The following is a 21,834-nucleotide window of genomic DNA, read 5'->3' on the forward strand; positions in this document are numbered from 1 at the left end:
CATTCATTTTTATGGTGAACTAAATACAGTTTTATTATATTAAAAGAATGCGATCACAGCAAGAATTTTATCCATTTTCAAGAAATTACTGTCATTATTAGGCATAAAAGCCGTCCTATTAAATCGGGACGGCTTTTCAAGCTTAATATATTAAAGCCAATATTTCTTCTTTTGTTACATTGCCAAAATAATGACGAACATCGATCTCATCCAGTACCCTGCTGATTGCTTCCTTTTCATAGCGTATTCCAGTAAGCTTTTGTTCAATATCCGCAACCTCACCGACCCCGAAGAAATCACCGTAGATTTTACAATTTTCAATGATTCCCCTGTTCACTTCAAGACGGATATCAACAGATCCCACAGGGAATCTATGCGAGTTTTGCAAGTTGAATTTAGGTGATTTTCCATAATTCCACTCCCAGTTTTGATACCTTTCTTCCGATATTTCGTGAATTTTCTCCCAATCCGTCTCGGTTAAAACATACTCTGTAACCTTACCGCTATCTTTGAAAATATTTTGCAGGAGGAATGAACGGAATTCTTCAACAGACATCGGTTCTTTTAGGAAATCGGCGATATTACCGACACGGCTTCTTATCGATTTAATCCCTTTGGACTCGATTTTATCTTTTTTCACTTTTAAAGCGGATACAATGTGATCCATTTCTGATTGAAACAGCAATGTCCCATGACTGAACATCCTGCCCTTCGTTGAAAACATCGCGTTCCCTGAAATCTTCTTTCCTTCAGCCAGAATATCGTTACGTCCGCTCAATTCAGCATGTATTCCTAGTTTCTCGAGCGTTTCCACGACAGGCTGGGTGAATTTCCTGAAGTTATGGAAACTATCCCCATCATCTCTCGTAATGAAACTGAAATTGAGATTCCCCAGGTCATGATAAACCGCTCCGCCCCCGGAAAGGCGGCGAACAACTGTAATGCCATTTCCATCTACATAATCGGAATTGATTTCTTCAATCGTATTTTGATTTCTTCCTATGATGATTGAAGGACGATTAATGTAAAATAGAAGATAAGTTTCATCTATATTTAAATGTTTAAGCGCATATTCTTCGATGGCCAGGTTAATTCTTGGATCTGTAATTCCCTTATTATCAATAAAAAGCACAGTTGTTCCTCCTTGTAGACTTCATATCCCAGATGTTTTTTATAGTTGGAATTCGAGATTGGTTTTGGCTACAGCTATTTCCCTTTTGAATACCTCGGATGCTTCTTTTTTCAGTTGATCGAGATTCCCATAATGAGGAAGGTGAGTTAACAGCAATAGCTGGACGTCTGCCTTTTCTGCCAGCAGGCCCGCTTCCCGTGCCGTCATATGCCCCGCCTTTGAACCATCCATATCACTATAAAAGTTACTTTCACATAATAAAACATTTGCGTCTTTAGCGAAATCTGCAAGCTCGTCCATATATGAACTGTCCCCTGTGTAAACTATCGAATGATTTTCTGCTTCAATCCTCATTGCAAAACAAGGGACTGGATGTTTTGTTTTCATGAACGTAAATTTACACGGTCCAATGGTTAAGGGTTGATCAGCAGAGTAGGCGATCCCCTTTGTCACGTCTTTATAAGTTAACTTACCGAATTCGACTTCGTCCAAATCATGACCATAAATAGGAATGGTCCTTTTTTCGCTGCCCAATATCTGCTGTATGAACGCAGCGTGCTGCAGGACACCAATATCCGCTACATGATCCGGATGATAGTGGGATAATACAACTGCACCAAGATCCTCTGGCTTCATATGGTTTTGCAGCTGTGATAGAACACCGCTGCCACAATCAAGCAGAATGCGAAAATCTTCATATTCAAGCAAATAGCCGGAACTTGCCTCATTTTTAGCTGGATAACCGCCCCAGCAGCCAATTACGGTGATTTTCATGCTTAGGCACTCCTTTTTTTCTCTCAATGACTTCCCCATTAATATAAACTATTCTTGCCCTTATTTCACCTTTTTTACTTATGTTATAAAACATTCATTGACATTGTAAATCTGTTATAATACAATAAAACCATAGAAATGAGAATAATAAAAAAATTCAGGAGATGATGTTCATGATTCAAAGTAGTGTTGAGTTCTTTAAAAACCTGCCACCGAAACAATGCACGGAATGCGGAAAAAAAATTGAAGAACAGCACGAATGTTATGGAAACCACTGTGATCATTGCCTTTCTGGAGAGTAGTAGTCTTGTGTTTCACCATCCGCTTCCCAAATAGCAGGATGAATATATATATGTTTCGGTTTCGCAGCTGAAACCAACCCCAATAAAAGAAGAGATACCGATCATCGGTATCTCTTCTTTTATTGAGGTTCATTGCCTTTCAGCAAAAAAATAGAATTGTCACGTAACGGATAATCCTTTGAATAAATATATTTTAAATAGTTCAGCAATTTCCTCTTTCTCTAATGGGGCATGATTCCTTTCCCAATCAAAAATCAGGGCAAGGTACATCTTTAGCATCAGGAAAGCTGTTATCTCTGGATCGCAAGGTTGTATATAGCCCTTATCAATCGCTATTTTTAGTTTGTCCTTAATGTAGGATACAATGGCTTCTTCCATTTCATTAACCATCTCCTGAACGGCTGGCGTACCTATTTCCCGCTCTTCCTGAAGAAGTTTTAATGATAATTGATGTTCCTGCCTGAACTCCAGAATTCGATAAACGGCCCGATGCAGGTTTTCAAAAAAGGAGAGTTGGTCATCCAAAGACTGTTCCGCCTCATACTTCATTTCCTCTATCAACCGCTGAACGATTTCTTTAAACAGCTCTTCTTTATTTTTATAAAAGGTATAAATGGTCCCTTTTCCCACATTGGCAATTTTAGCGACTTGATCCATCGTCGTTGCCTTATAGCCAAAAAGTGAAAACGACTTGGTCGCGGCTTCCAAAATTAATTTTTTACGATCAACAGACATTTCCCACCTCAATCCTGACCAGACGGACAATACAGTCATTATGTTCAACGATATCATACCAAAAATTTTCAGTCTTTTCAATTATATTATCAATTACTTAGAGAAACAATGGCCATCCCCGTTACTGGACAGCCACTTTTCGAAAATAGGGTATTTATTTAAATCAGCAAGGTCAAGTAAAAAGAAAGCGTCGCTTTTCCGGTGAATTACCTAACATCAAATGAAAATTTGCAGAGCATATTGCAAGCTTGGTTAAACTAACTCCTATTGACTGATCACTTTTCCTGTAATCTGTTTAAAATGATCGTGGCCAAAGCATCGATGAATTCAGGTTTAACATTAGGCATATCCGGCCTATAGTAGCCTGCACCAATCTCTTCCGTCACAACCTTACATTCATAATCGTTATCATAAAGGACTTCAAGGTGCTCGGCAACAAAGCCAACAGGAATATAAATGAAAGCTTTATAACCTTTTGCCTGGTGAAGATCTCTGGTTAAATCCTGTACATCAGGTCCCAACCATGGTTCAGGAGTTTGTCCAGCGCTTTGCCAGCCTACTGCATAATTGGTAACCCCTGCGCCTTCGGCAATCATGTCTGCCGTTTCTTTCAGTTGATTTGGATACGGATCTCCCGATTGCAAGATTTTTTCCGGGAGGCTATGTGCCGACACGATCAAAGCGAAATTATCGCGTTCTTCCGAGGTCATTTTCCCGATTACTTCTTTTACTTGGTCTACCCAATATTGGATGAATTTTGGTTCATCATACCAGCTTTCAACGGAAGTGATGGTCAGGTCCCCCAATTTAGCGGCTTCATCCTGGGCACGTCCATTATAAGACTTCACGCTGAATGTTGAAAAATGCGGTGCCAATACTATACTGACCGCTTCTTTGATTCCATCTTCATGCATTTGTTTCACTGCGTCTTCAACAAAAGGTTCAATATGTTTCAGTCCAAGATATGCCTTGAATTCAACTTCCTCCTGAACGGAATTCAATTTCTTTTCAAGCGCTTCAGCTTGTCCTGCCGTTATTTTTGCAAGCGGGGATAATCCACCGATCGCTTCATATCTGCCTTTTAGGTCGGCAATCAATTCGTCGCTTGGCCGTCTCCCATGACGAATATGTGTATAATACCTTTCAATATCCTCTTCAGTGTATGGAGTACCATAAGCCATGACTAAAAGGCCCATTTTTTTTCTTGACATGAAATTACACCTCTTTTAAAGATTTCGTTCTTTCATTGTGCATCCAATTACGGAGTTTTAGCAAATGGTTCGCTCACTTTACTTCATTTTTGAGGAATATTCATGAATGAAAGCGGTCAGCCTCTTCAGTGTTTCCGGATTTACGGAAGGGAAAACCCCATGACCAAGATTAAAGATGTAGCCGTCCTGTTCCATGCCCTGATCCAGGATCCTTTTCGTCCGTTCTTCTATAACATCCCATGATGATAATAGCAGGGCAGGATCAAGATTACCTTGTACCGTTTTCTGGATTCCCATTTGTCTTGCTTCTGTAATTGGCAGTCTCCAATCAAGCCCGACTACATCAATCGGAAGATCATTCCACTCAAGTGCCAAGTGACTTGCGCCGACCCCGAACATGATTAGCGGTACATTTTCTTCACGCAATGAAGAAAAGATACGAGTCATGATCGGCTTGATGAACACGCGGTAATCTTCAACGTTCAAAGCACCCACCCATGAATCAAAGATTTGGACGGCTTTAACGCCGGCTTTGATTTGTGACTTGACATAGATGATGATCATATCCGCCAATTTATCCATTAATGCAAACCAGGCCTTTGGCTCGGAATACATGAAAGCTTTCGTCTTATTGTAGTTTTTGGAGGGGCCGCCTTCAATCATGTATGAAGCAATGGTGAACGGAGCCCCGGAGAAACCGATCAAAGGAACGGACAATTGTTCCGTGGTCAATAATTTAATCGTGTCCAACACATATGGAATGTCTTTCTCTGGGTTCAATTCACCTAATTTTTCAACATCTGTCACCGATTGGATCGGGTTGGATATGACTGGACCGATTCCGGACTTAATCTCAACATCGACACCAATGGCTGGTAGCGGTGTCATTATATCTTTATATAAAATCGCAGCGTCTACGTCATATTGCTCAACTGGCAATCTAGTTACATAAGCGCATAATTCCGGCTGGTGAGTAATTTCAAAAAGTGAGTACTTCTCTTTCAATTTACGGTATTCCGGCTGTGAACGGCCGGCCTGACGCATATACCAAACAGGCACATGATCCGTTTTCTCTCCTCTTGCAGCTTTTAAAAATGTATCATTCGTAATTTCCTTAGACATTAATATCCACCTTTCAAGCAATCACGTTTCTATTTTTATTCATTACCTACATAGAATATCAGAAGGATGTTGAATTTCAAATCGAATCTCCTTAAACTATAGCTTTTTCTATAATAGAAGTATAGCCAACCTATATATTTGTCAAAAAATCGACTTTTTTATACGTACCTTACCGGTTTGCCAGCTTGATGGTTAGTTTGGAAATGGTAAAAGCACTATTCATTGGGTAAAATGGGTATACAGGTACTATATAGTAATTGGAGGGGAAATTATGAATGTATTCATCACATCAGGCACTTACGATTTTTTGAAAATCAAAAAAGATAAGCACCCGAATGAAAAAATATTACTTATGCAAAATCCTGACACTGCAGTACTTTTACATGAAACAACTGGTAAAACGATCTTCAGCTCGCCACGTAAGTATGAAGTGGTTGATGGGAAAGGGAACCTTCAGGATCATGGGTATGTAGTCATGAATAATATCCCTGTAAGTGAGGAAGGACGGCCGGTATTCGAACATCGTTTTAAAAACAGGGCTGGATTCATTGAAAATGAACCGGGTTTCGTCGCACTTCGTATTCTGCGGCCGATCAACTCTGAAACTTATGTTATTCTAACGATTTGGGAGAAACAAGCTGATTTCCTGAACTGGAAGAATTCCAGTTCCTTTAAGATGGCGCATAACAGCGACTCAAAACCTCCCGTTACGAATTCCAGCCAGAAGATGTTTTCGGGTGAAGCCTATGTAACCCAATACACATTGGTGAAGGATTCCGAAGAATAATCCATTCCTGCTCAATAAAAGGCCCATCCCCTCAAGGATGGGCTTCTTCATAGTAATGCAGAAAGTTATTTTGAATGCATAATGATCAATAAAACCTATAACAATCCGACAAATTCCTTCTTTATTTCCGGGGAAATGCAACCGATATTTACATATATTTCATTCAAAGTACTCTAGACCCCAGGAATTTATACAATTTAAACAAGGTTAAACTATATGCCGCTCCTAATGCAAAACCTGCCAAGATATCAGTTGGAAAGTGAACTTTCATAGCGATCCTGCTGACACAGATCAGGAGAACCATACAAACGAAACCAATTCCCACTGCCCATTTCAATGAGTTTCCTTTAATTTCATTCATGATTAAATAAGCAACCATACTGAAGAAAACAAGGCCCACCATTGCGTGGGTACTTGGAAAACTGAAGCCAGCGGTCTCCATCATATGATTTTCAGGGCGTACTCTTTTAACATGATTTTTTATCCACCCGTTTAATACATCACCCCCGGCAATCCCGATAGAATAGACGGCCATGGTCCAATAATCCTTCTTAATTATCCACAAATATAGAATACATAGTAAGCTTCCAAAACCAATGAACATGGATTTCCCATGATAGGTAATGTACTTGAAGAAAGTGAACGAAAAAGTATTTTTACCTACAGAAAAGAGTTCCGCAATATATGTATCGAATGCTAAAGATTTCTCACTCTGGACTTCATTCATCAAAAAAAAGAATAGCAACAAGCAAAGCGAAACCATAGCAATCCAGGAATATTTATTCATTATATATCTCTCTCCTCAAGGTATTTAATTCACTTTGGATTATTCAGAATATGATATACTATTTACAATTAATCCAATCATTGGGAGGTGCAAAATGATACAGCGATTACACGATCTTCTAGATGGTTCATATGAAGAAATGGTTTCCATCAGGCGTTATCTTCATCAACATCCAGAGCTTTCTTTTCAAGAAACCCAAACGGCAGCCTTCATCGCTGAATTTTATGAAAAACATGGAATCGAACACCGGACGAATGTAGGCGGCAATGGAGTTATTGCCCAGGTCACCGGCAGTAAGCCTGGTAAAACCGTAGCATTGCGCGCTGATTTCGACGCCTTACCCATTCAAGATGAAAAAGAAGTTCACTATAAATCTTCCGTACCCGGGGTAATGCATGCGTGTGGACACGATGGGCATACAGCGACACTCCTTGTCCTTGCAAAAAATCTGAATGAACTGAAGGATGAGCTCGAAGGTGAATATATATTTATCCACCAGCATGCTGAAGAGTATGCTCCAGGAGGCGCCAAACCGATGATTGAAGCTGGCTGCCTTGATGGGGTGGATGTAATTTTCGGCACCCATTTATGGGCCACGGTCCCTACCGGAACAGTCCAATACGCTTTTGGACCCCTTATGGCCGCTGCTGACCGTTTTGAAATCACCATTCAAGGGCAGGGCGGACATGGAGCCCAGCCGCATAAAACCCGTGATGCAATCGTGGTCGGCTCTCAGCTAGTCATGGCCCTACAGCAAATCGTAAGCCGCCGCCTTAACCCAATAGATTCTGCAGTCATTACCGTCGGTTCCTTTGTAGCAGATAATGCCTTTAACGTCATTGCAGATAAGGCAAAAATAATCGGGACCGTCCGCACATTCAAGGAAGATGTCCGTTCATTCATTAACGAAGAAATGAAGCGGATTGTTAAAGGAACCTGCCTAGCTGCGGACTGCACCTATGAATATCAATACTTTCAAGGTTATCCAGCTGTTATTCCACATGTTGAGGAAACTAAATTCCTCATCGAGAGCACTGAGTCCGTCAAGGAAGTTTTAATTACAGAGGAAATTGACCCGGATATGACAGGTGAAGATTTTTCTTATTATTTACAAAATGTAAAAGGTACATTCTTCTTTACGGGAGCCAGGCCAAAAAATGAACATACATATCCACATCATCATCCTTTGTTTGACATTGATGAAAAAGCGATGCTCATTGCAGCCAAAATATTAGGCACTGCAGCGGTGACCTATCACAATAAGAAACAATCATCTCAAAAGGTGAATGAATCTTTATTGCGGTAATGGTAAAGGGACGGGTTATCCCCGTCCCTTACTGTTTAAGAAGTCTGATTCGGTAACAATGGACAGCCGTCTCCCCAAGATGTTCCAACAAATGATGGTTCGCATATCCACCGACAGCTGCCCCAAAACCTGGAACGAGCTGAAACATTTTGATGACATCGATGTGATCGCGATATTCCTGCTGAAATTCTTGCCAGTCTATTTCCGGACATTTCCCTGAATCCCATTCCTCTATTACCCGTAATGTTTCCAATTTCTTCTCCTCGCTGGAAAATGCCATCTGGAAGATATGAAGAATGAACAATCGTTCCTCATATTTATTTGGATCGAAACCGTATAGACGGGATAGTTCAAATAATAATTTCATCTTGATGCTAAGCAGTAATGGGAAATCAGCCAATCCAATTAAAAGCCCTGCCGCTCCGGTTCCCACACCTTCTATAACCGCCGTTTTCCGATATGCTGTTACAGTTTCCGCAACCCACTCTTCCTTTTGCTGCAAGGTTAATAGCACTACATTTTTTTCTTTAGACATATATTTAGAACCTGATAATACGGCCTCTATCATCCCTTTAATACTATCAGTAATCACTTTGTGCACTCGGTCTGGAATATAACTATTCAATTTGATTTGCGCCTTTTTGGACATCCGCTCAAGCCTGCCGGATTTCTTGGCTACTTTCTTTTTCCATGATACTAGTTCAGATAATGCCTTTTGTTCATATTCATCCATCATTTAACACCTCCGTTAAATATGTATATACCCCCTATGAGGCTTTTAGTTTCAATTTTCATTTCTTAAAAGAAAAAGCTGATTTTATGAAAAATCAGCTTCGCTTAAAAGTTTTTAATTTTCTTTGCTGCATAAATTTTAAAACCGAATATGAAAACAAGCCCCATTGCCAAGGCGGCTAAAGCGGACATCCATTCCCCTTTCACTAACAGGACCAAACTGAAGACAAGGTCCTCAAATAATAGGAAATAGGAAATTAGCTTTATGACTGCAGATTCTCTCATTTTTGCTGGCAATGGATACAATGAGACCCATACTTTCCATTCATGTGCCTTCCAAACCGGCAGCAGTTGCAGGGCTGTCATGAATAGGAACATGAACGTAACAATCAAATGTGCCCATATGTTAGTGAATACACTTAAAATCACGGAGCCCATGATCGTTAAACGAAAACAAAGTCCCACATAATCATTGGATCGCAGCAGTGTACGGGCGTAAAGATAGGTATAAGTTGATTTATCACCATACGGAATGAGTGATAATAGCCAGTCCATCCATTTCCTTCTCGCTACTTTCCCTTTCAAATGAGGAACATCAGTGAACATGTTCGCTATTCGATAGAAAGAATTCATCCGTTTGTTTTCCAGTTCCACCAGCCGTTCCCACTTCAGCACGAAACCTTTAGTTGCGCTTCGGTAATACATGTAAAGTGCTAACAATAATAAGAAGGTTATAAGTGCAAACAGTATATTTGCACTTGAACAGATGAAATAAAGAATCACTCCATTAAGTAAAAAGCGGATGAGAGAGTCCCAATGGCTTACTGATGTATCCTGATATTTCAATACCAGCCAGCGCATGGTTAAATTCAAAAACTTCAAAATAAGCAAAACGACCAGGATGATTCCAAGGTCCTTACCTCCTGCACCCGTAACCTTCGAATACATCGGTATCGATGCAATCAGGACAACCAGAAGAATAAAGCTTTGCATGACCCAACTTAATATCAATGAATTCTTGAAATAGCTTCTCAACTTCGTTTCAAGCGGAAGCAGGAATACCGTATCAGGTTCTTTCAAGAATGTATTTATCGGGCTTCTGGTTACAATGATCGATAACACAAAGGCCATGATCAATTCAGCCGGGAAATCACTGTTTAACGTCTTCACCCAATCACTGTAATAATAAGCCAACCCACCAAGAACCAATACCATGACAAAAACAAGATGGCCATTAAAGATATAACGAAGATATTTTTGCGTTTCATTTATATAGCCTAAATATCTTTCCTTCCAGAGATTTTGACTATTCATGACCGATTTCTTCTTTCGTCAATTGGATATATAAATCGTCCAGAGTTGCCCCTGGCATGGAAAATTGTTGACGAAGCTGCTCAAGATCGCCTTTCGCCCGAATCTCACCATTATGCAGTATGATGAAAGAATCACAATACCTCTCAGCTGTCGCCAGTATGTGTGTAGACATTAAAATTCCCGCTCCGCTCTCTTTCATCTTCCTCATCAAATCAAGCAGGGATTGAATGCCTAGGGGATCAAGACCTACGAAGGGTTCATCGACGATATATAAAGACGGCTGTACTAAAAAGGCGCACATTATCATCACCTTTTGCTTCATTCCCTTTGAAAAATGGGCCGGGAACCATTTAAGCCTTTTCTCCATATGGAATTCCTTTAACAGAACGTCCATCCTTTCTTTATATGTGGCTTCCTCCAAACCATGTGCCATGGCTGTAAGCTTTAAATGCTCCTCAAGTGTAAGCTCATCATACAAAATTGGCGTTTCTGGAACATAAGTGAATTGTTTTCGATATGTATCCGGGTCCTGGGCAAGTGTTTTACCATGAATCGAGACGCTTCCGCCTTTCGGCTCCATGAGTCCGATGATATGTTTAATCGTCGTACTTTTCCCAGCCCCGTTAAGCCCAATTAACCCAACTAGCTCATTTGGCTGAATGTCAAAACTTATTCCTTTTAAAACGGGCGTTTTCGTGTATCCGCCCACTAATTGCTTTATTTCCAATAAGGACATATAAACGATCCTTTCTATATAGAGGTTCTTATTTCCATTTTATCAAATTCTCCTGCTTTTATATAGTCGAGTGTTCCCGGAACTAAATTTCCATAAATAACTAATTATATTTTCCCAGCTTGTTGGTCATCATAAATAAGGAAGAAGGGGTTAGTCATTACGTGTGATTCACATCATATTGTAAATGAGGTGTCAGTTAAAGACGTATTACACTGAATTACCCATAAGTTTTATTACAAATGATTTACATCATATTGTAAATGAGGTGTCAGTTAAAGACGTATTACTGAATTAAACCAGAAGCTTCATAAAAAAATCGTTTCGAGCAAGGAGATGGTTCTCTTGCACGTAAAAGCAGAAAAATCATTCAATAATTATCAATTATGCTTTGAAAGTTGATGAAACTTTAAAGATATAGGAGATGGTTGCTTTGAATGGAAAATCTCTAATCAGATAATAACCGTATTTTACTACAATGTAGATGAGGTGTTTGTCGCAGAGAATTTATGCTAATGCGAATTTTGAAGCAAAACCCCCTTTTTCGACAGGCAGGGTGCAACTTATGTTGCATCCTGTTTTTATGATTTTTCCTTTTCTCAAAGATTCAAGCTATGGTACGATTAACCAAATACATTAACTTTTAAAGGAGCGTTTTTAATGAGTGATTGCATTTTTTGCAAAATAATCGATGGGGAAATTCCAAGTAGTAAAGTTTTCGAAAATGAACATGTATTGGCCTTTCTCGATATCAGTCAAGTAACAAAAGGCCATACGCTGGTAATACCTAAAGTACATAAGGAAAACCTTTATGAGTTGACACCTGAGATCGCCAAGAAACTCTTTGAAGTGGTGCCGGAAATTGCCCGCGCCATGAAGCAGGAATTCCAACCTGTAGGCCTGAACCTTTTAAATAATAACGGTGAAGCTGCAGGACAGTCCGTTTTCCATTTTCATATGCATTTAATTCCTCGGCATGGGAAAGGTGACGGCTTTGGTGCTGTTTGGAAAACCAATACCAGCGACTATACACCAGATGACCTGAAACAAATCGCTGACTCCATTGCACAGCATTTAAAATGAGACTGTAATGGCCTGTGAAGAAGGTTTCTTTCTCCTTTCCAATCGGCAATTGAACTTTGACTGAACGCTGGTTGCATGAAAAAAACAATGATCCCGATTTGGTCCTCACTTTAAAGTGCAGGACCTTTTTTACATTGGCCTAACATTAAAATGGATTGTCACTTAAAATTCTAAATTTTCCTCCTATTGATTTTAGTTTTCTGGTAGGATATATGAATAGTCTCAAATACTTTATCACATAGTCGTATAGGAGGAAAAAAATTGAAACGTGCACGCAATTTTAACGCTGGGCCAGCCGCCCTTCCCTTAGAAGTTTTACAAAGAGCTCAAAACGAATGGTTGAATATTGAGGATTCCGGTATGTCCGTCATGGAATTAAGCCATAGAAGTTCGGAATTCGAAAAAATTCATAACCATGCCATTCAATCATTAAAAGACCTTATGGAAATTCCTGAAAATTATGAAGTTCTCCTGCTGCAAGGAGGAGCAAGTCTACAATTTTCCATGATTCCCATGAACATTTTGAAAGATGGAAAAAGGGCAGATTATGTACTCACTGGTTCTTGGTCGGAAAAAGCATTAAAAGAAGCCAAAAAGGTTGGTGAAACGGCCGTAGTCGCTTCATCCAAAGATGAAAAATATACGTTCATCCCTAAAGTCGAAGACATCCAATTGAATGATGATGCTGCATATCTTCATATCACAAGCAATAATACGATTTACGGAACACAGTGGAAGGATTTCCCGGAAACGGGCAACATTCCTTTAGTAGCCGATATGTCAAGTGATATTCTCAGCAAAAAGATTGATATTAGTAAATTCGGCATCATCTATGCAGGTGCACAAAAGAATCTAGGTCCATCAGGTATCACGGTCGTTATCATCCGTAAAGATTTAATAACGGATAATGACAAAATCCCATCCATGATGAACTACTCTATCCATTCAAAAAATGATTCTTTATACAACACCCCTCCGACATTGGCCATTTACTTATTGTCCCTTGTGTTGGATTGGGCAAAAGAACAGGGCGGCGTGGAAAAGATTGCTGAAGTCAATGAAGAAAAAGCAAAAGTCATTTACGATGCCATCGACGGCAGTGATGGTTTTTATAAAGGTCATGCCCTGCCGGACAGCCGTTCATTAATGAATGTAACGTTCACGCTTCCGTCTGAAGAAGCTGAAGTACAATTCCTTAAAGAAGTGAAGCAAGCCGGATTCGTAGGACTGAACGGTCACCGTTCCATCGGCGGCTGCAGAGCATCCATCTATAATGCGGTCCCTCTATCCCATTGCCAGGACCTTGCTGATTTCATGAAGAAATTCCAAGAATCGTATAAAGCGAAGGAAGCTCAAACCCTTTAAATCAAACAAATATAACTTCTAAAAAAATAGGTCTTATGATATACTATTTTAAACTTCTTGCAACAGGCAATAGTGCATTGTTGAAGAAAAGCTGTTAGTTGAGATGAGAATAGGAGAGATGAGTAAATGAAAACGAAAACCCTTGTGTCACTGTCCCTATTAATCGGGATTGGGGCTGCCCTGCATTTTATCGTACCTGGATTCTTCCTTGGCATGAAACCGGATATGATGCTGTTAATGATGTTTTTGGCGATTACCCTGTTTCCCGCGAAGAAGAATGTATTCATTGTCGCCCTGGCAGCAGGAGCCATCTCTGCCATGACAACTACATTTCCAGGAGGACAGATCCCAAATATCATAGACAAATTGGCAACAGCCTTTCTGTTTTACCTTTTATTCATCAGTCTTAAGAAGTTTTCAACATCCGTTGTCACCGTTAGTATCTTGACTGCCGTTGGAACAATGATTTCCGGCGCTGTCTTCCTTGGTTCGGCTTATTATATCGTTTCCCTTCCAGGGCCTTTCGTTGCACTTTTCGGCGCTGTTGTACTTCCTGCCGTGCTTTTAAATACAGTTGCGATGGTCATCATTTATCCAATCGTGAACGGCATCGTTAGAAAATCAAATATACCCATTAATGCTTAAGCAGCAGGATCATCATACCTAAAAAAGCACCGGAAACTCCGGTGCTTTTTTTTCCAATCATATGAATCTGGAATTCTAGCAAGAATCATCCTCCAATGGTCAATGAATCAATATCCACATAAACCAAATGAAAAGCAGTAAAACCCCAGGGAGACCCATGGCGAAGGCTCTAGCCTGGAGTACCCTCCTTGGCGGATAGATGCCAGGAGTTTTTGCTAGCCTTAGAAAATACCCCATTCCGCACAGGCATACCAGGCCTAATAAAAAAAGGATTTTCATTATTAACCCACCAGTGCCATCCATGTTCCGACAGCTTGTTTTTATTATCTATATGCAGCTCTCCCCTTTATATGAAACATTATTAATAAAGCTTCAAGTTATTTTTAAATATTATATATTTACTCTCTAAGTTTAAAAAAATATTTTTGTGATATAAAGATAAAATGGTCGATTCTCTTCCATAAGGATGAAAATTATGGTATTTTGATATCAATAGTATTTCTCTCCCTATTTATCATTATTTCCAATTGATGCAGCAGGGATTCAGACCATGGAAAGCGAAAACATATTATAAAATGAGGTGATCCTAATGAAAGCAAAATCATTACTAATTGGCTTTTTGACCGGAACAGTAGTGGCGGGTGCGGCAACCCTACTTTCGACACCAAGTTCAGGTAAAGACCTACGGACCCGCATCAAAACGAATACAGACGAAATTAAGAATACAATTGATGAGTTAAAGGTAAAAATGCTGAATATTAAAGATGACACGATGGAAGCATCACAAATCAGCAAAGAAACGATTAAAACGTTCATTTCGGATGTTCAGGTCGTCATCGAGAACTGGAAGCGGGAAATCGAACCCAATAAGAATGAATTATTGAAGAACGTTCAAGAAATTGAAAATTCATTGAAAGAATTGGAAGCGGCCGCCCCTTCTTCAAAAAATCAATAGCTGACATCGTCACACAAGCTTGATTCTCCATTTTTCCCAATAAATTACATGGTTTATTGGAGAAGAATGGAGAATTCATTAAAAAACTAAAATTTTCTAAAAATTTTGCAAATATTTATCTTTATTAATTTTTATTTTATTGTCATAATAAATATATAGAATCTTATAAGTAGGTGAGCCCATAATATGCAGAATAAAAATTATTCTATGAAAGAAGCAATGATTTTTAGTCAACGAATTGCCCAATTAAGCAAAGCATTATGGAAATCGATTGAAAAAGATTGGCAACAATGGATCAAGCCCTATGATTTAAACATCAATGAGCACCATATTCTTTGGATAGCCTACCACCTTAATGGCTCTTCCATTTCAGATGTTGCAAAATTTGGGGTCATGCATGTTTCTACTGCATTTAACTTTTCAAAAAAATTAGAGGAACGCGGATACTTAACATTTTCAAAAAAAGAAAATGACAAAAGGAATACGTATATAGAGATCACAGAGGAAGGTGAAAAAATTCTGCTTGATTTAATGGAAACTTACGACCCAAGTAAGAATTCCGCTTTCTCGGGTGCACTTCCATTGCGTGAACTTTATGGCAAGTTTCCGGATATGATTGAAATGATGGCCATCATCCGAAATATATACGGTGAAGACTTCATGCAAATCTTTGAACGATCCTTCGATAACATCGATCAGGAGTTTACTGACGTGGAGGGTAAAATCACAAAAAAAAAGATAGAGAAAGAAACTGAGCCAGTTTAATCTCATACTCTATCCATTTCCTTCATGAATGATACATATAAACCCTGTGAGATGCATGCATCAATACATTCCTTTGTAGTTATTTTTGGATTAACCTTTCTTTCAAATTGATTAAAAAGCGGTCGAAAGTTCATATACCCTTCCGCTTTTTCTATTTCATAGCGTTTGCTCAGGATATCACATGTTTCCAATAATTCTTCCGCTTCCTTCTTCGTGAAATTTTTTTCCACAAATAGATAGTCCAATTTGGCCTCCGGATTGCGTATAAGGTTTAATAAAAGCCGCTGATGAAAACGGAGCATTTCCATTTCTTCATTTATATTTTTCATACATCACTAATCCCCAATCGATCATTCAATTTAACATAAAAGGCTTATAACCAATTTTTGATTTTTCACACTCAGTAATCCGCCTGTTCCCTTGTTTAAAACCTGGCCTTAAACGCCCTTAGCATACTTAGACACTAAAGTGATTTTATCTTAAATTTAATCCAAGAATTTCATTGCTTTTTCCACCCATTCATCGTAATGTATGTAAGTATATTCAACAGCTTTGGAGGGCTGATTTCGAAATGAATTCGTGGAAAACGATTGACATGGCAAAACAATATGGGAATTGCCGTCTGCTCTTTTTTTCAGTTTTTACTATATTGGTGTCTTTTGTTCTGATCTATACATTACTAAGTGTCTTTTCAACCCATGTTATTTTGTATGGCGATCAAACAATGGTATTTTTTAGCCTATTGCTCTTATTATATCCTGTTCACAAACTATTACACTATCTACCTTTACGATTATTATGTAAAAAAGTAAAAACTTCTTGGTCCTTGAAGTGGAACCTGGTGCTTACATGCAGAGTCAATGTGCATGATCCGATTCGAAAGCATCTTTATCTCTTGACCCTTGTGTTCCCTTTCTTCATTATGTCTGTCATATTGATTGGTTGTGCCCTTAGTTTTCCGCATTACATCCATTATTTCACTATTTTATTATCCCTGCACACCGGATTATGCGTATCGGATTTTATTTATATAAAAAACCTGGTTGGTTCCCCAAGGCATTCTTTTATCGAGGAACATCTCGAAGGATACGATATACTTATTCAAAAGTGATTTCTTATTCATTCATAAAGATGCCTGATAAGATTTTTAGGTATCTTTTTTCATTATAATTTGGTATCGTATTTATACATGATGTTTTGCAAGGAGGGATTTTAGGTTTTGATCTCGTTCTGGTTTATTATTTTTGCTATTTTGATCTTTTATAATATTAATAGAATGACAAACTCTTTATGCATTCAAAAGGAAATTGCTGAAGACCGGCAGCCTAAAGTATTCAGGACCATTAATGTATTAATTACTATTATGTTATTATCCTCCTATATTGAAATTTTGTATACGTAGAGATGAGCAACAAATGATGGCCATCATTTGTTACATACATTGGTGATACCCGGAGCATTATCCACATAAAGAAAAAGGGCGAAGCAGCAGCTTCGCCTTTTGTTTATGAGTTTATAACCAAGAAGCTCCAATGATGACTAACAGGATGAAAAGAACGACAATTAGAGCAAAGCCTCCACCTATTCCTCCAGACATTGATCTTCCTCCTTTCCATTCTTAAGTAATAGTAATTTAATGCACACTCTTATATCCGCCAAAAGGATTCCATTCCTTTCTTAGCTTGAGAATCACTTAAATCTTTTTTGTTGAGCGGCTACCCTATCCTATTCAACTCCATGGCAAAAGGAGTGGGCTCTTTCCATTAGTAATTTTGCAGCCGATTAGCAATAGGCTGCTCCTACAATTATTAATAAAATGAATAACACCACTAACAAAGCGAAGCCGCCGTTAAATCCATTACCCATTATGCTACCCCCTTTTGTTGTCCTCGATTTATCATATGTAATGGATTAATATCTGGGTAGGCGTACACCCATTTTTCAAAAAATTCTTATTCACGCACCAATATATTATTTTTTGTAAAGTAACCAGAATATGTTATAGTTAATTTTGTGGAAATACGAAAAAATAGCAAACCAGAAACTTATAACTAGGAGTTGTTTTTATGAAGAAGTGGGCATTATCGATTGCTGTTACTGCAGGGCTGATCGGACTTACAGCATGCAACAGCGACAAGGAAGCAGTCGTGGAAACTAAAGCGGGGGATATAACTAAAGAAGAATTTTACAATGTAATGAAAGACCGTTATGGTGAAACCGTTCTTCAAGAACTTGTTTATGAAAAAGTTCTTTCTGAAAAATATACAGTAACGGATAAAGAAGTTAAAGCTAAAACGGACGAACTTAAAAAGCAAATGGGTGAAAATTTCGAAACGGCCCTGGCCTCTTCCGGATATAAGAGCGAAGATGATCTTAAACGTGCACTTAAAATCGGCATGCTTCAAGAAAAAGCAGCCGTTGCCGATATAAAAGTCAAAGAAGCTGATGTGAAAAAAGCTTATGAAGACTATAAACCACAAATCAAAGCGAGACATATTCTCGTGGAAGACGAAAAAACGGCCAACGAAGTAAAAGCTAAATTGGACAAAGGTGAAGACTTCGCCAAACTTGCCAAAGAATATTCAACGGATACAGGCACAGCTGAAAAAGGCGGGGAGCTAGGCTGGTTCGGACAAGGTGAAATGGTGCCTGCATTTGAAGAGCAAGCTTACAAAATGAAGAAAGATGAAATCAGCAAGCCGATTAAATCCGATTATGGCTACCACATCATCCAACTTCTTGATACAAAAGAAAAAGAATCATACGAAGATATGAAAAAAGATCTTGAATATGATTTGAAAGTCGCTCAAATTGACCAAACTAAAGTTCAGGACATTTTGAATTCAGAAGTCAAAAAAGCGGACGTGAAGATTAAAGATAAAGATCTAAAAGATGCCATCACTTCTGGTGACGCAGCCAATGCTGAAAAATAATTGAATAGTAAAAAGCGACAGGACTTTACCTGTCGCTTTTTTTTCATCATTCGAGCTATGCTCCCTGATTTATATCCTTTTTACGCCTCTCGCGCTCTTCTTCCATGCGTTCAATGTATTTCTGGCCTTCCTTTTCAATCCAAGCATCATCTATGAGGCGTTCCTGCCTAGCTGTCCAAATTGACATGACTGCACTGACAATTATCCCAATAAACACGAACCAGATCCAAATTGGCATGTCCATTCCCTCCCAAAAAATCTACTATTCATTTACTAGAGAATATGCACGAACAAAAAAAATATGCTTCTTTCTCCATCGAGAAAGAAGCATATTTCATTAAAATGTTGGTTTATAGAATGAACGATTATCGAGCGCGAAGACTCTTTCCGTAAATTCACCCGGTTTCACTTTTTCCAAGGCCCGGTCCATCATATTTATCTTGGCATCCATATTATCAATATAATGCAGCACTTCCGCTTCCCTAACCATTGGCGGCTTGGGACTGCCCCACTCAGCTTTACCATGGTGGCTTAATATCAAGTGCTTGAGAATCATGATTTCTTCCGCTTCAATGCCTAATTCCTCTGCAGCTTTACCGACTTCATTCACCATGATGGTGATATGGCCCAACAAGTTCCCTTCCACAGTATAAACAGTCGAAACAGGTCCAGATAGCTCATGTACCTTTCCAAGGTCATGCAGAATGACTCCTGCATACAAAAGATCCTTATTGAGCGAAGGATATAGGGTTGAAATGGCCTTAGCCAGCCCTAGCATCGATACAACGTGATAGGCCAGTCCCGACATATACTCATGATGGTTCTTGGTGGCAGCAGGAAACGTCAGGAATTCATTCTGATATTTTTTAATGAGATGCCTAGTCACCCTTTGGATATTCGGATTCCTCATTTCAAAAATGAATTGAGTGATGGTTTCCATCATTTCTTCCTGACTTAAAGGCGCCGTTTGAATTAAATCGGCTTTCGTGACCCCATCAGTATCTGAAGTAATTCTAATATTACGGATTTTCAATTGGCTGCGTCCTCGATAATTCTGGACTTCCCCTTGAACCCTCACTGTTGCTTCCGCACTGTATGTTTTCTCATCAGCCTCGGAAACATCCCATAGCTTTGCCTCTATCTCCCCGGTTTTATCGCACAAAATCAATGTTAAAAACGGCTTTCCATTACTTGCCACCGCTTTTGTACTCGTTTTAATGTACATATATATATCTACTACTTCACCAATTCCGTAGTGTATGATCCCATTTCCCATGCGACTGCCTCCGTTCAATTAAATATCAACATTATAACATACCAATCTCGTTAGTGCGTTTAGTTTTAGTTAATAAGTGATAGACAATGGACAGGAAAAGCTTAAAGCTGGCCGTCTCTTATCACTCCACAAGAAAACCAGGCTTGAACCCAAGCCTGGCTCTCCAATCAAATCTATTTCAACAGTTTTTGTTCGGACAATACGCGCACTTTTCCTGGCCCTCAATTCGGTAATATAAACAGCAGGTCACCCGTTTATAAGGATTCATGGACGCCGGAACACTTTTTTCCCCAATGAATCGTTTAAAGGGGGAACGCGTTTCAATATTCAGCCATACTTCATCTTCAAGCAGCATTTCAATGTCCTTTTCAACTCGCGTCTTTATATCAGTTTGCTTCAATAACTCACTATACATCCATACCGTATAGCTCCAAATATTTTCCCAGAGTACTAGTTTCGATATTTTAGCAGTTCCGGAAAAGAAGCGAATGGCATCAGCACCAAAGCGGCTCAATATGGAATGGAGGGCAGAAGGGCTTTCCTTTTCCGTGACATTGCTCCACCTGTTAGTTTTCAGCAGAAAATTCGGGAGCCAATGCTCATCTTCTGGATCATCCAAAACGGCAATGTCCTGAAGTGTGCCTCCCCAGATTAGCCGATGTTTGCTTAACATGTACAATTGTGCCGTGACAAAAAAAGCATAGCGTCTGAACCACATTGAAATGGCTATCCTTGGCGTTTCCGCCCCAGTGCAGGCTTGTGCATACTGAATAAGCTCATCAGCATGATTGAAGGTCTTGGAAACATTGGCTTCATCTCTAAAGGATATGCGATATCCCTGCAGCTCTTTTTCAATGGATGGTGTGAGGTTATGCATTGGCCAGGGCTTTTATCTGACTTTGGGCGTAGCGCCCTTTACCAAACGGGACGCACATGGGACTGCCGAAAATTGGATCAAAGGATATTTGACATTCCATGTTGAATACATGCTGTACCAATTCAGGCGTGATGATATCCTCTGGCCGGCCTTGAGCATGTATCGCCCCATTTTTAAGTGCCACCAGATTATCCGCATAACGGCACGCTAAATTCAAATCATGAAGCACCATCACGATCGTTCGGTTCTCAAACTCATTCAAGTCGAACAATAAGTCCAAAATCTCGATCTGATGGGTCATATCAAGATATGTAGTCGGTTCATCCAACAAAATGACATCCGTATCCTGAGCAAGCGTCATTGCTATCCATGCCCGTTGCTTCTGGCCTCCCGATAATTCATCGACTGCCTGATCCTTTAAATCGGTCAGATTCGTTGCTTCAATCGCCTTTTGAACTTTTTCTTCATCCACGGAACTCCACTGTTTCAACCAACTTTGATAAGGGTATCTTCCTTGTTTAACAAGTTGATAGACTGTAAGCCCTTCAGGAGCAACCGGGGATTGCGGAAGAATCGCCATCTTTCTCGCTACATCCTTCGATGACATGGTTGAGATTGCTTTGCCTTCGAGCAAGACCGAGCCTGATTGAGGTTTTAACAATCGGGCAACAGACCTTAGAAGTGTTGATTTTCCACATCCATTAGCACCGATGAACACGGTGATTTCCCCTTTGGGTATTTCTATATTCATATCATTTATTATTAATTTATCACCATAACCGAGCGATAAAGACTGAGTGTTAATAGCTGGTCGCATTAAAATACTCCCCTTTTAGTCTAATAATACCAGTTTAATGAAAATGATTCTCACTGTCAATCTTAAAAAAGAATATAAACCAAAAAATCCATGTCCCATTCCTCTTAATTAAAGTGAATGCCTCTTTAAAGATATGAAACTTCCTTTGGAAACATTAATGTAAAAATCAGCACATTATACTTT

The 21,834-nt window shown here is 39.3% G+C and carries 27 protein-coding genes; 10 read left to right on the forward strand and 17 right to left on the reverse strand.

The features are described 5' to 3' along the window. Positions 1-142: 142 nt before the first annotated feature. Together lplA and ACIQYG_RS07040 are read right to left on the reverse strand one after the other, a co-directional pair. Entirely contained in the window at positions 143-1,132 is a 990-nt protein-coding gene (lplA, locus tag ACIQYG_RS07035; RefSeq protein WP_402836570.1) for a lipoate--protein ligase, read from the reverse strand. 39 nt (positions 1,133-1,171) lie between these two features. Then, positions 1,172-1,906 (reverse strand): MBL fold metallo-hydrolase, encoded by a 735-nt coding sequence (locus ACIQYG_RS07040; RefSeq protein WP_402836572.1) that lies wholly within the window; start codon positions 1,904-1,906, stop codon positions 1,172-1,174. Between the two features lie 173 nt (positions 1,907-2,079). Here ACIQYG_RS07040 and yhfH point away from each other — a divergent pair, with 173 nt between their 5' ends. Then, on the forward strand, positions 2,080-2,208 hold the full coding sequence (gene yhfH, locus ACIQYG_RS07045; RefSeq protein WP_065310849.1) for a protein YhfH: 129 nt from the start codon (positions 2,080-2,082) through the stop codon (positions 2,206-2,208). Between the two features lie 159 nt (positions 2,209-2,367). On the opposite strand, the gene ACIQYG_RS07050 is transcribed toward yhfH, so the two are convergent. From ACIQYG_RS07050 to hemE, 3 genes are all read right to left on the reverse strand, one after another. Continuing rightward, positions 2,368-2,943 (reverse strand): TetR/AcrR family transcriptional regulator, encoded by a 576-nt coding sequence (locus ACIQYG_RS07050; RefSeq protein WP_402836573.1) that lies wholly within the window; start codon positions 2,941-2,943, stop codon positions 2,368-2,370. Between the two features lie 275 nt (positions 2,944-3,218). Continuing rightward, on the reverse strand, positions 3,219-4,154 hold the full coding sequence (gene hemH, locus ACIQYG_RS07055; protein WP_034314663.1) for a ferrochelatase: 936 nt from the start codon (positions 4,152-4,154) through the stop codon (positions 3,219-3,221). A gap of 78 nt (positions 4,155-4,232) precedes the next feature. Further along, a complete protein-coding gene (gene hemE / locus ACIQYG_RS07060; protein ID WP_402836575.1) occupies positions 4,233-5,276 on the reverse strand; it encodes a uroporphyrinogen decarboxylase in 1,044 nt (347 codons plus the stop codon). A gap of 271 nt (positions 5,277-5,547) precedes the next feature. Here hemE and ACIQYG_RS07065 point away from each other — a divergent pair, with 271 nt between their 5' ends. Continuing rightward, positions 5,548-6,063, forward strand: coding sequence for an antibiotic biosynthesis monooxygenase family protein (locus ACIQYG_RS07065; protein WP_402836577.1), 516 nt, complete (start codon positions 5,548-5,550; stop codon positions 6,061-6,063). A 163-nt stretch (positions 6,064-6,226) separates the two neighbouring features. Here ACIQYG_RS07065 and ACIQYG_RS07070 read toward each other — a convergent pair whose 3' ends face one another. Next, positions 6,227-6,850 carry a phosphatase PAP2 family protein gene (locus ACIQYG_RS07070; RefSeq protein ID WP_402836579.1) on the reverse strand — a complete coding sequence of 208 codons (624 nt, stop codon included), beginning with the start codon at positions 6,848-6,850 and terminating at the stop codon, positions 6,227-6,229. A 94-nt stretch (positions 6,851-6,944) separates the two neighbouring features. Here ACIQYG_RS07070 and ACIQYG_RS07075 point away from each other — a divergent pair, with 94 nt between their 5' ends. Continuing rightward, positions 6,945-8,156, forward strand: coding sequence for a M20 family metallopeptidase (locus ACIQYG_RS07075; RefSeq protein ID WP_402836581.1), 1,212 nt, complete (start codon positions 6,945-6,947; stop codon positions 8,154-8,156). A gap of 28 nt (positions 8,157-8,184) precedes the next feature. Here the strand turns inward: ACIQYG_RS07075 and ACIQYG_RS07080 are convergent, their stop codons facing one another. From ACIQYG_RS07080 to ACIQYG_RS07090, 3 genes are all read right to left on the reverse strand, one after another. Continuing rightward, positions 8,185-8,892, reverse strand: coding sequence for an EcsC family protein (locus ACIQYG_RS07080; protein ID WP_402836583.1), 708 nt, complete (start codon positions 8,890-8,892; stop codon positions 8,185-8,187). 101 nt (positions 8,893-8,993) lie between these two features. Then, positions 8,994-10,202, reverse strand: coding sequence for an ABC transporter permease (locus ACIQYG_RS07085; RefSeq protein WP_402836585.1), 1,209 nt, complete (start codon positions 10,200-10,202; stop codon positions 8,994-8,996). Then, a complete protein-coding gene (locus tag ACIQYG_RS07090; protein WP_402836587.1) occupies positions 10,195-10,938 on the reverse strand; it encodes an ABC transporter ATP-binding protein in 744 nt (247 codons plus the stop codon). Before ACIQYG_RS07090 ends, ACIQYG_RS07085 begins: the two co-directional genes overlap by 8 nt. Positions 10,939-11,595: 657 nt before the next feature. Between ACIQYG_RS07090 and ACIQYG_RS07095 the strand changes: the two genes are divergently transcribed. The 3 genes from ACIQYG_RS07095 to ACIQYG_RS07105 all read left to right on the forward strand — a co-directional run bounded on the left by ACIQYG_RS07095 (position 11,596) and on the right by ACIQYG_RS07105 (position 14,028). Then, entirely contained in the window at positions 11,596-12,018 is a 423-nt protein-coding gene (locus tag ACIQYG_RS07095) for an HIT family protein (protein ID WP_402836589.1), read from the forward strand. Between the two features lie 261 nt (positions 12,019-12,279). After that, a complete protein-coding gene (serC, locus tag ACIQYG_RS07100; protein ID WP_402836591.1) occupies positions 12,280-13,383 on the forward strand; it encodes a 3-phosphoserine/phosphohydroxythreonine transaminase in 1,104 nt (367 codons plus the stop codon). Between the two features lie 126 nt (positions 13,384-13,509). Next, entirely contained in the window at positions 13,510-14,028 is a 519-nt protein-coding gene (locus ACIQYG_RS07105; protein WP_076367276.1) for a tryptophan transporter, read from the forward strand. 99 nt (positions 14,029-14,127) lie between these two features. On the opposite strand, the gene yhzF is transcribed toward ACIQYG_RS07105, so the two are convergent. Then, entirely contained in the window at positions 14,128-14,331 is a 204-nt protein-coding gene (yhzF, locus tag ACIQYG_RS26945; RefSeq protein WP_483878386.1) for a membrane protein YhzF, read from the reverse strand. 286 nt (positions 14,332-14,617) lie between these two features. Here yhzF and ACIQYG_RS07110 point away from each other — a divergent pair, with 286 nt between their 5' ends. Next, complete coding sequence (locus ACIQYG_RS07110; RefSeq protein WP_402836593.1) at positions 14,618-14,983, forward strand: YtxH domain-containing protein; 366 nt, start codon at positions 14,618-14,620, stop codon at positions 14,981-14,983. Between the two features lie 186 nt (positions 14,984-15,169). Beyond that, complete coding sequence (locus ACIQYG_RS07115; protein WP_076367282.1) at positions 15,170-15,748, forward strand: HTH-type transcriptional regulator Hpr; 579 nt, start codon at positions 15,170-15,172, stop codon at positions 15,746-15,748. Between the two features lie 2 nt (positions 15,749-15,750). Here ACIQYG_RS07115 and ACIQYG_RS07120 read toward each other — a convergent pair whose 3' ends face one another. Further along, positions 15,751-16,077, reverse strand: coding sequence for a DUF1878 family protein (locus tag ACIQYG_RS07120; RefSeq protein WP_402836596.1), 327 nt, complete (start codon positions 16,075-16,077; stop codon positions 15,751-15,753). 395 nt (positions 16,078-16,472) lie between these two features. Here ACIQYG_RS07120 and ACIQYG_RS07125 point away from each other — a divergent pair, with 395 nt between their 5' ends. Then, positions 16,473-16,859 (forward strand): DUF3267 domain-containing protein, encoded by a 387-nt coding sequence (locus ACIQYG_RS07125; RefSeq protein ID WP_402837158.1) that lies wholly within the window; start codon positions 16,473-16,475, stop codon positions 16,857-16,859. A gap of 402 nt (positions 16,860-17,261) precedes the next feature. Here the strand turns inward: ACIQYG_RS07125 and ACIQYG_RS07130 are convergent, their stop codons facing one another. Both ACIQYG_RS07130 and ACIQYG_RS07135 read right to left on the reverse strand, forming a co-directional pair. Continuing rightward, positions 17,262-17,345: a YjcZ family sporulation protein gene (locus tag ACIQYG_RS07130; protein ID WP_034314699.1), complete on the reverse strand. Its 84-nt coding sequence runs from the start codon at positions 17,343-17,345 to the stop codon at positions 17,262-17,264. 185 nt (positions 17,346-17,530) lie between these two features. Next, the gene (locus tag ACIQYG_RS07135) at positions 17,531-17,614 is read right to left on the reverse strand and encodes a YjcZ family sporulation protein (RefSeq protein ID WP_034314701.1); all 84 of its coding nucleotides are present in this window, start codon (positions 17,612-17,614) and stop codon (positions 17,531-17,533) included. A gap of 200 nt (positions 17,615-17,814) precedes the next feature. Here ACIQYG_RS07135 and ACIQYG_RS07140 point away from each other — a divergent pair, with 200 nt between their 5' ends. Next, positions 17,815-18,681 (forward strand): peptidylprolyl isomerase, encoded by an 867-nt coding sequence (locus tag ACIQYG_RS07140; protein ID WP_402836598.1) that lies wholly within the window; start codon positions 17,815-17,817, stop codon positions 18,679-18,681. 55 nt (positions 18,682-18,736) lie between these two features. Here ACIQYG_RS07140 and ACIQYG_RS07145 read toward each other — a convergent pair whose 3' ends face one another. The 4 genes from ACIQYG_RS07145 to ACIQYG_RS07160 all read right to left on the reverse strand — a co-directional run bounded on the left by ACIQYG_RS07145 (position 18,737) and on the right by ACIQYG_RS07160 (position 21,651). Further along, positions 18,737-18,919: a sporulation YhaL family protein gene (locus tag ACIQYG_RS07145; protein ID WP_053344914.1), complete on the reverse strand. Its 183-nt coding sequence runs from the start codon at positions 18,917-18,919 to the stop codon at positions 18,737-18,739. A gap of 99 nt (positions 18,920-19,018) precedes the next feature. Continuing rightward, entirely contained in the window at positions 19,019-19,957 is a 939-nt protein-coding gene (gene yhaM, locus ACIQYG_RS07150; RefSeq protein ID WP_402836600.1) for a 3'-5' exoribonuclease YhaM, read from the reverse strand. A gap of 178 nt (positions 19,958-20,135) precedes the next feature. Next, a complete protein-coding gene (locus ACIQYG_RS07155) occupies positions 20,136-20,834 on the reverse strand; it encodes a (2Fe-2S)-binding protein (RefSeq protein WP_402836602.1) in 699 nt (232 codons plus the stop codon). Continuing rightward, the gene (locus tag ACIQYG_RS07160) at positions 20,827-21,651 is read right to left on the reverse strand and encodes an ABC transporter ATP-binding protein (protein ID WP_402836604.1); all 825 of its coding nucleotides are present in this window, start codon (positions 21,649-21,651) and stop codon (positions 20,827-20,829) included. The genes ACIQYG_RS07155 and ACIQYG_RS07160 overlap by 8 nt, the downstream gene beginning before the upstream one ends. Positions 21,652-21,834: the final 183 nt, after the last annotated feature.

Source organism: Peribacillus sp. NPDC096622 (genome assembly GCF_044762665.1).
Classification (GTDB): Bacteria; Bacillota; Bacilli; order Bacillales; family DSM-1321; genus Peribacillus; species Peribacillus frigoritolerans_B.

Excerpts from the sequence above, each read along its gene's own strand:
- ACIQYG_RS07145 (WP_053344914.1), bottom strand. The coding sequence starts at position 18,919 with ATGCCAATTTGGATCTGGTTCGTGTTTATTGGGATAATTGTCAGTGCA.
- ACIQYG_RS07110 (WP_402836593.1), top strand. The coding sequence starts at position 14,618 with ATGAAAGCAAAATCATTACTAATTGGCTTTTTGACCGGAACAGTAGTG.
- ACIQYG_RS07140 (WP_402836598.1), top strand. The coding sequence starts at position 17,815 with ATGAAGAAGTGGGCATTATCGATTGCTGTTACTGCAGGGCTGATCGGA.
- ACIQYG_RS07095 (WP_402836589.1), top strand. The coding sequence starts at position 11,596 with ATGAGTGATTGCATTTTTTGCAAAATAATCGATGGGGAAATTCCAAGT.
- ACIQYG_RS07120 (WP_402836596.1), bottom strand. The coding sequence starts at position 16,077 with ATGAAAAATATAAATGAAGAAATGGAAATGCTCCGTTTTCATCAGCGG.
- ACIQYG_RS07160 (WP_402836604.1), bottom strand. The coding sequence starts at position 21,651 with ATGCGACCAGCTATTAACACTCAGTCTTTATCGCTCGGTTATGGTGAT.
- ACIQYG_RS07105 (WP_076367276.1), top strand. The coding sequence starts at position 13,510 with ATGAAAACGAAAACCCTTGTGTCACTGTCCCTATTAATCGGGATTGGG.
- ACIQYG_RS07125 (WP_402837158.1), top strand. The coding sequence starts at position 16,473 with ATGGTATTTTTTAGCCTATTGCTCTTATTATATCCTGTTCACAAACTA.
- hemE (WP_402836575.1), bottom strand. The coding sequence starts at position 5,276 with ATGTCTAAGGAAATTACGAATGATACATTTTTAAAAGCTGCAAGAGGA.
- ACIQYG_RS07040 (WP_402836572.1), bottom strand. The coding sequence starts at position 1,906 with ATGAAAATCACCGTAATTGGCTGCTGGGGCGGTTATCCAGCTAAAAAT.
- ACIQYG_RS07130 (WP_034314699.1), bottom strand. The coding sequence starts at position 17,345 with ATGTCTGGAGGAATAGGTGGAGGCTTTGCTCTAATTGTCGTTCTTTTC.
- yhfH (WP_065310849.1), top strand. The coding sequence starts at position 2,080 with ATGATTCAAAGTAGTGTTGAGTTCTTTAAAAACCTGCCACCGAAACAA.
- ACIQYG_RS07065 (WP_402836577.1), top strand. The coding sequence starts at position 5,548 with ATGAATGTATTCATCACATCAGGCACTTACGATTTTTTGAAAATCAAA.
- ACIQYG_RS07075 (WP_402836581.1), top strand. The coding sequence starts at position 6,945 with ATGATACAGCGATTACACGATCTTCTAGATGGTTCATATGAAGAAATG.
- ACIQYG_RS07080 (WP_402836583.1), bottom strand. The coding sequence starts at position 8,892 with ATGATGGATGAATATGAACAAAAGGCATTATCTGAACTAGTATCATGG.
- ACIQYG_RS07115 (WP_076367282.1), top strand. The coding sequence starts at position 15,170 with ATGCAGAATAAAAATTATTCTATGAAAGAAGCAATGATTTTTAGTCAA.
- ACIQYG_RS07070 (WP_402836579.1), bottom strand. The coding sequence starts at position 6,850 with ATGAATAAATATTCCTGGATTGCTATGGTTTCGCTTTGCTTGTTGCTA.
- yhzF (WP_483878386.1), bottom strand. The coding sequence starts at position 14,331 with ATGGATGGCACTGGTGGGTTAATAATGAAAATCCTTTTTTTATTAGGC.
- hemH (WP_034314663.1), bottom strand. The coding sequence starts at position 4,154 with ATGTCAAGAAAAAAAATGGGCCTTTTAGTCATGGCTTATGGTACTCCA.
- ACIQYG_RS07050 (WP_402836573.1), bottom strand. The coding sequence starts at position 2,943 with ATGTCTGTTGATCGTAAAAAATTAATTTTGGAAGCCGCGACCAAGTCG.
- yhaM (WP_402836600.1), bottom strand. The coding sequence starts at position 19,957 with ATGGGAAATGGGATCATACACTACGGAATTGGTGAAGTAGTAGATATA.
- ACIQYG_RS07085 (WP_402836585.1), bottom strand. The coding sequence starts at position 10,202 with ATGAATAGTCAAAATCTCTGGAAGGAAAGATATTTAGGCTATATAAAT.
- ACIQYG_RS07135 (WP_034314701.1), bottom strand. The coding sequence starts at position 17,614 with ATGGGTAATGGATTTAACGGCGGCTTCGCTTTGTTAGTGGTGTTATTC.
- ACIQYG_RS07155 (WP_402836602.1), bottom strand. The coding sequence starts at position 20,834 with ATGCATAACCTCACACCATCCATTGAAAAAGAGCTGCAGGGATATCGC.
- ACIQYG_RS07090 (WP_402836587.1), bottom strand. The coding sequence starts at position 10,938 with ATGTCCTTATTGGAAATAAAGCAATTAGTGGGCGGATACACGAAAACG.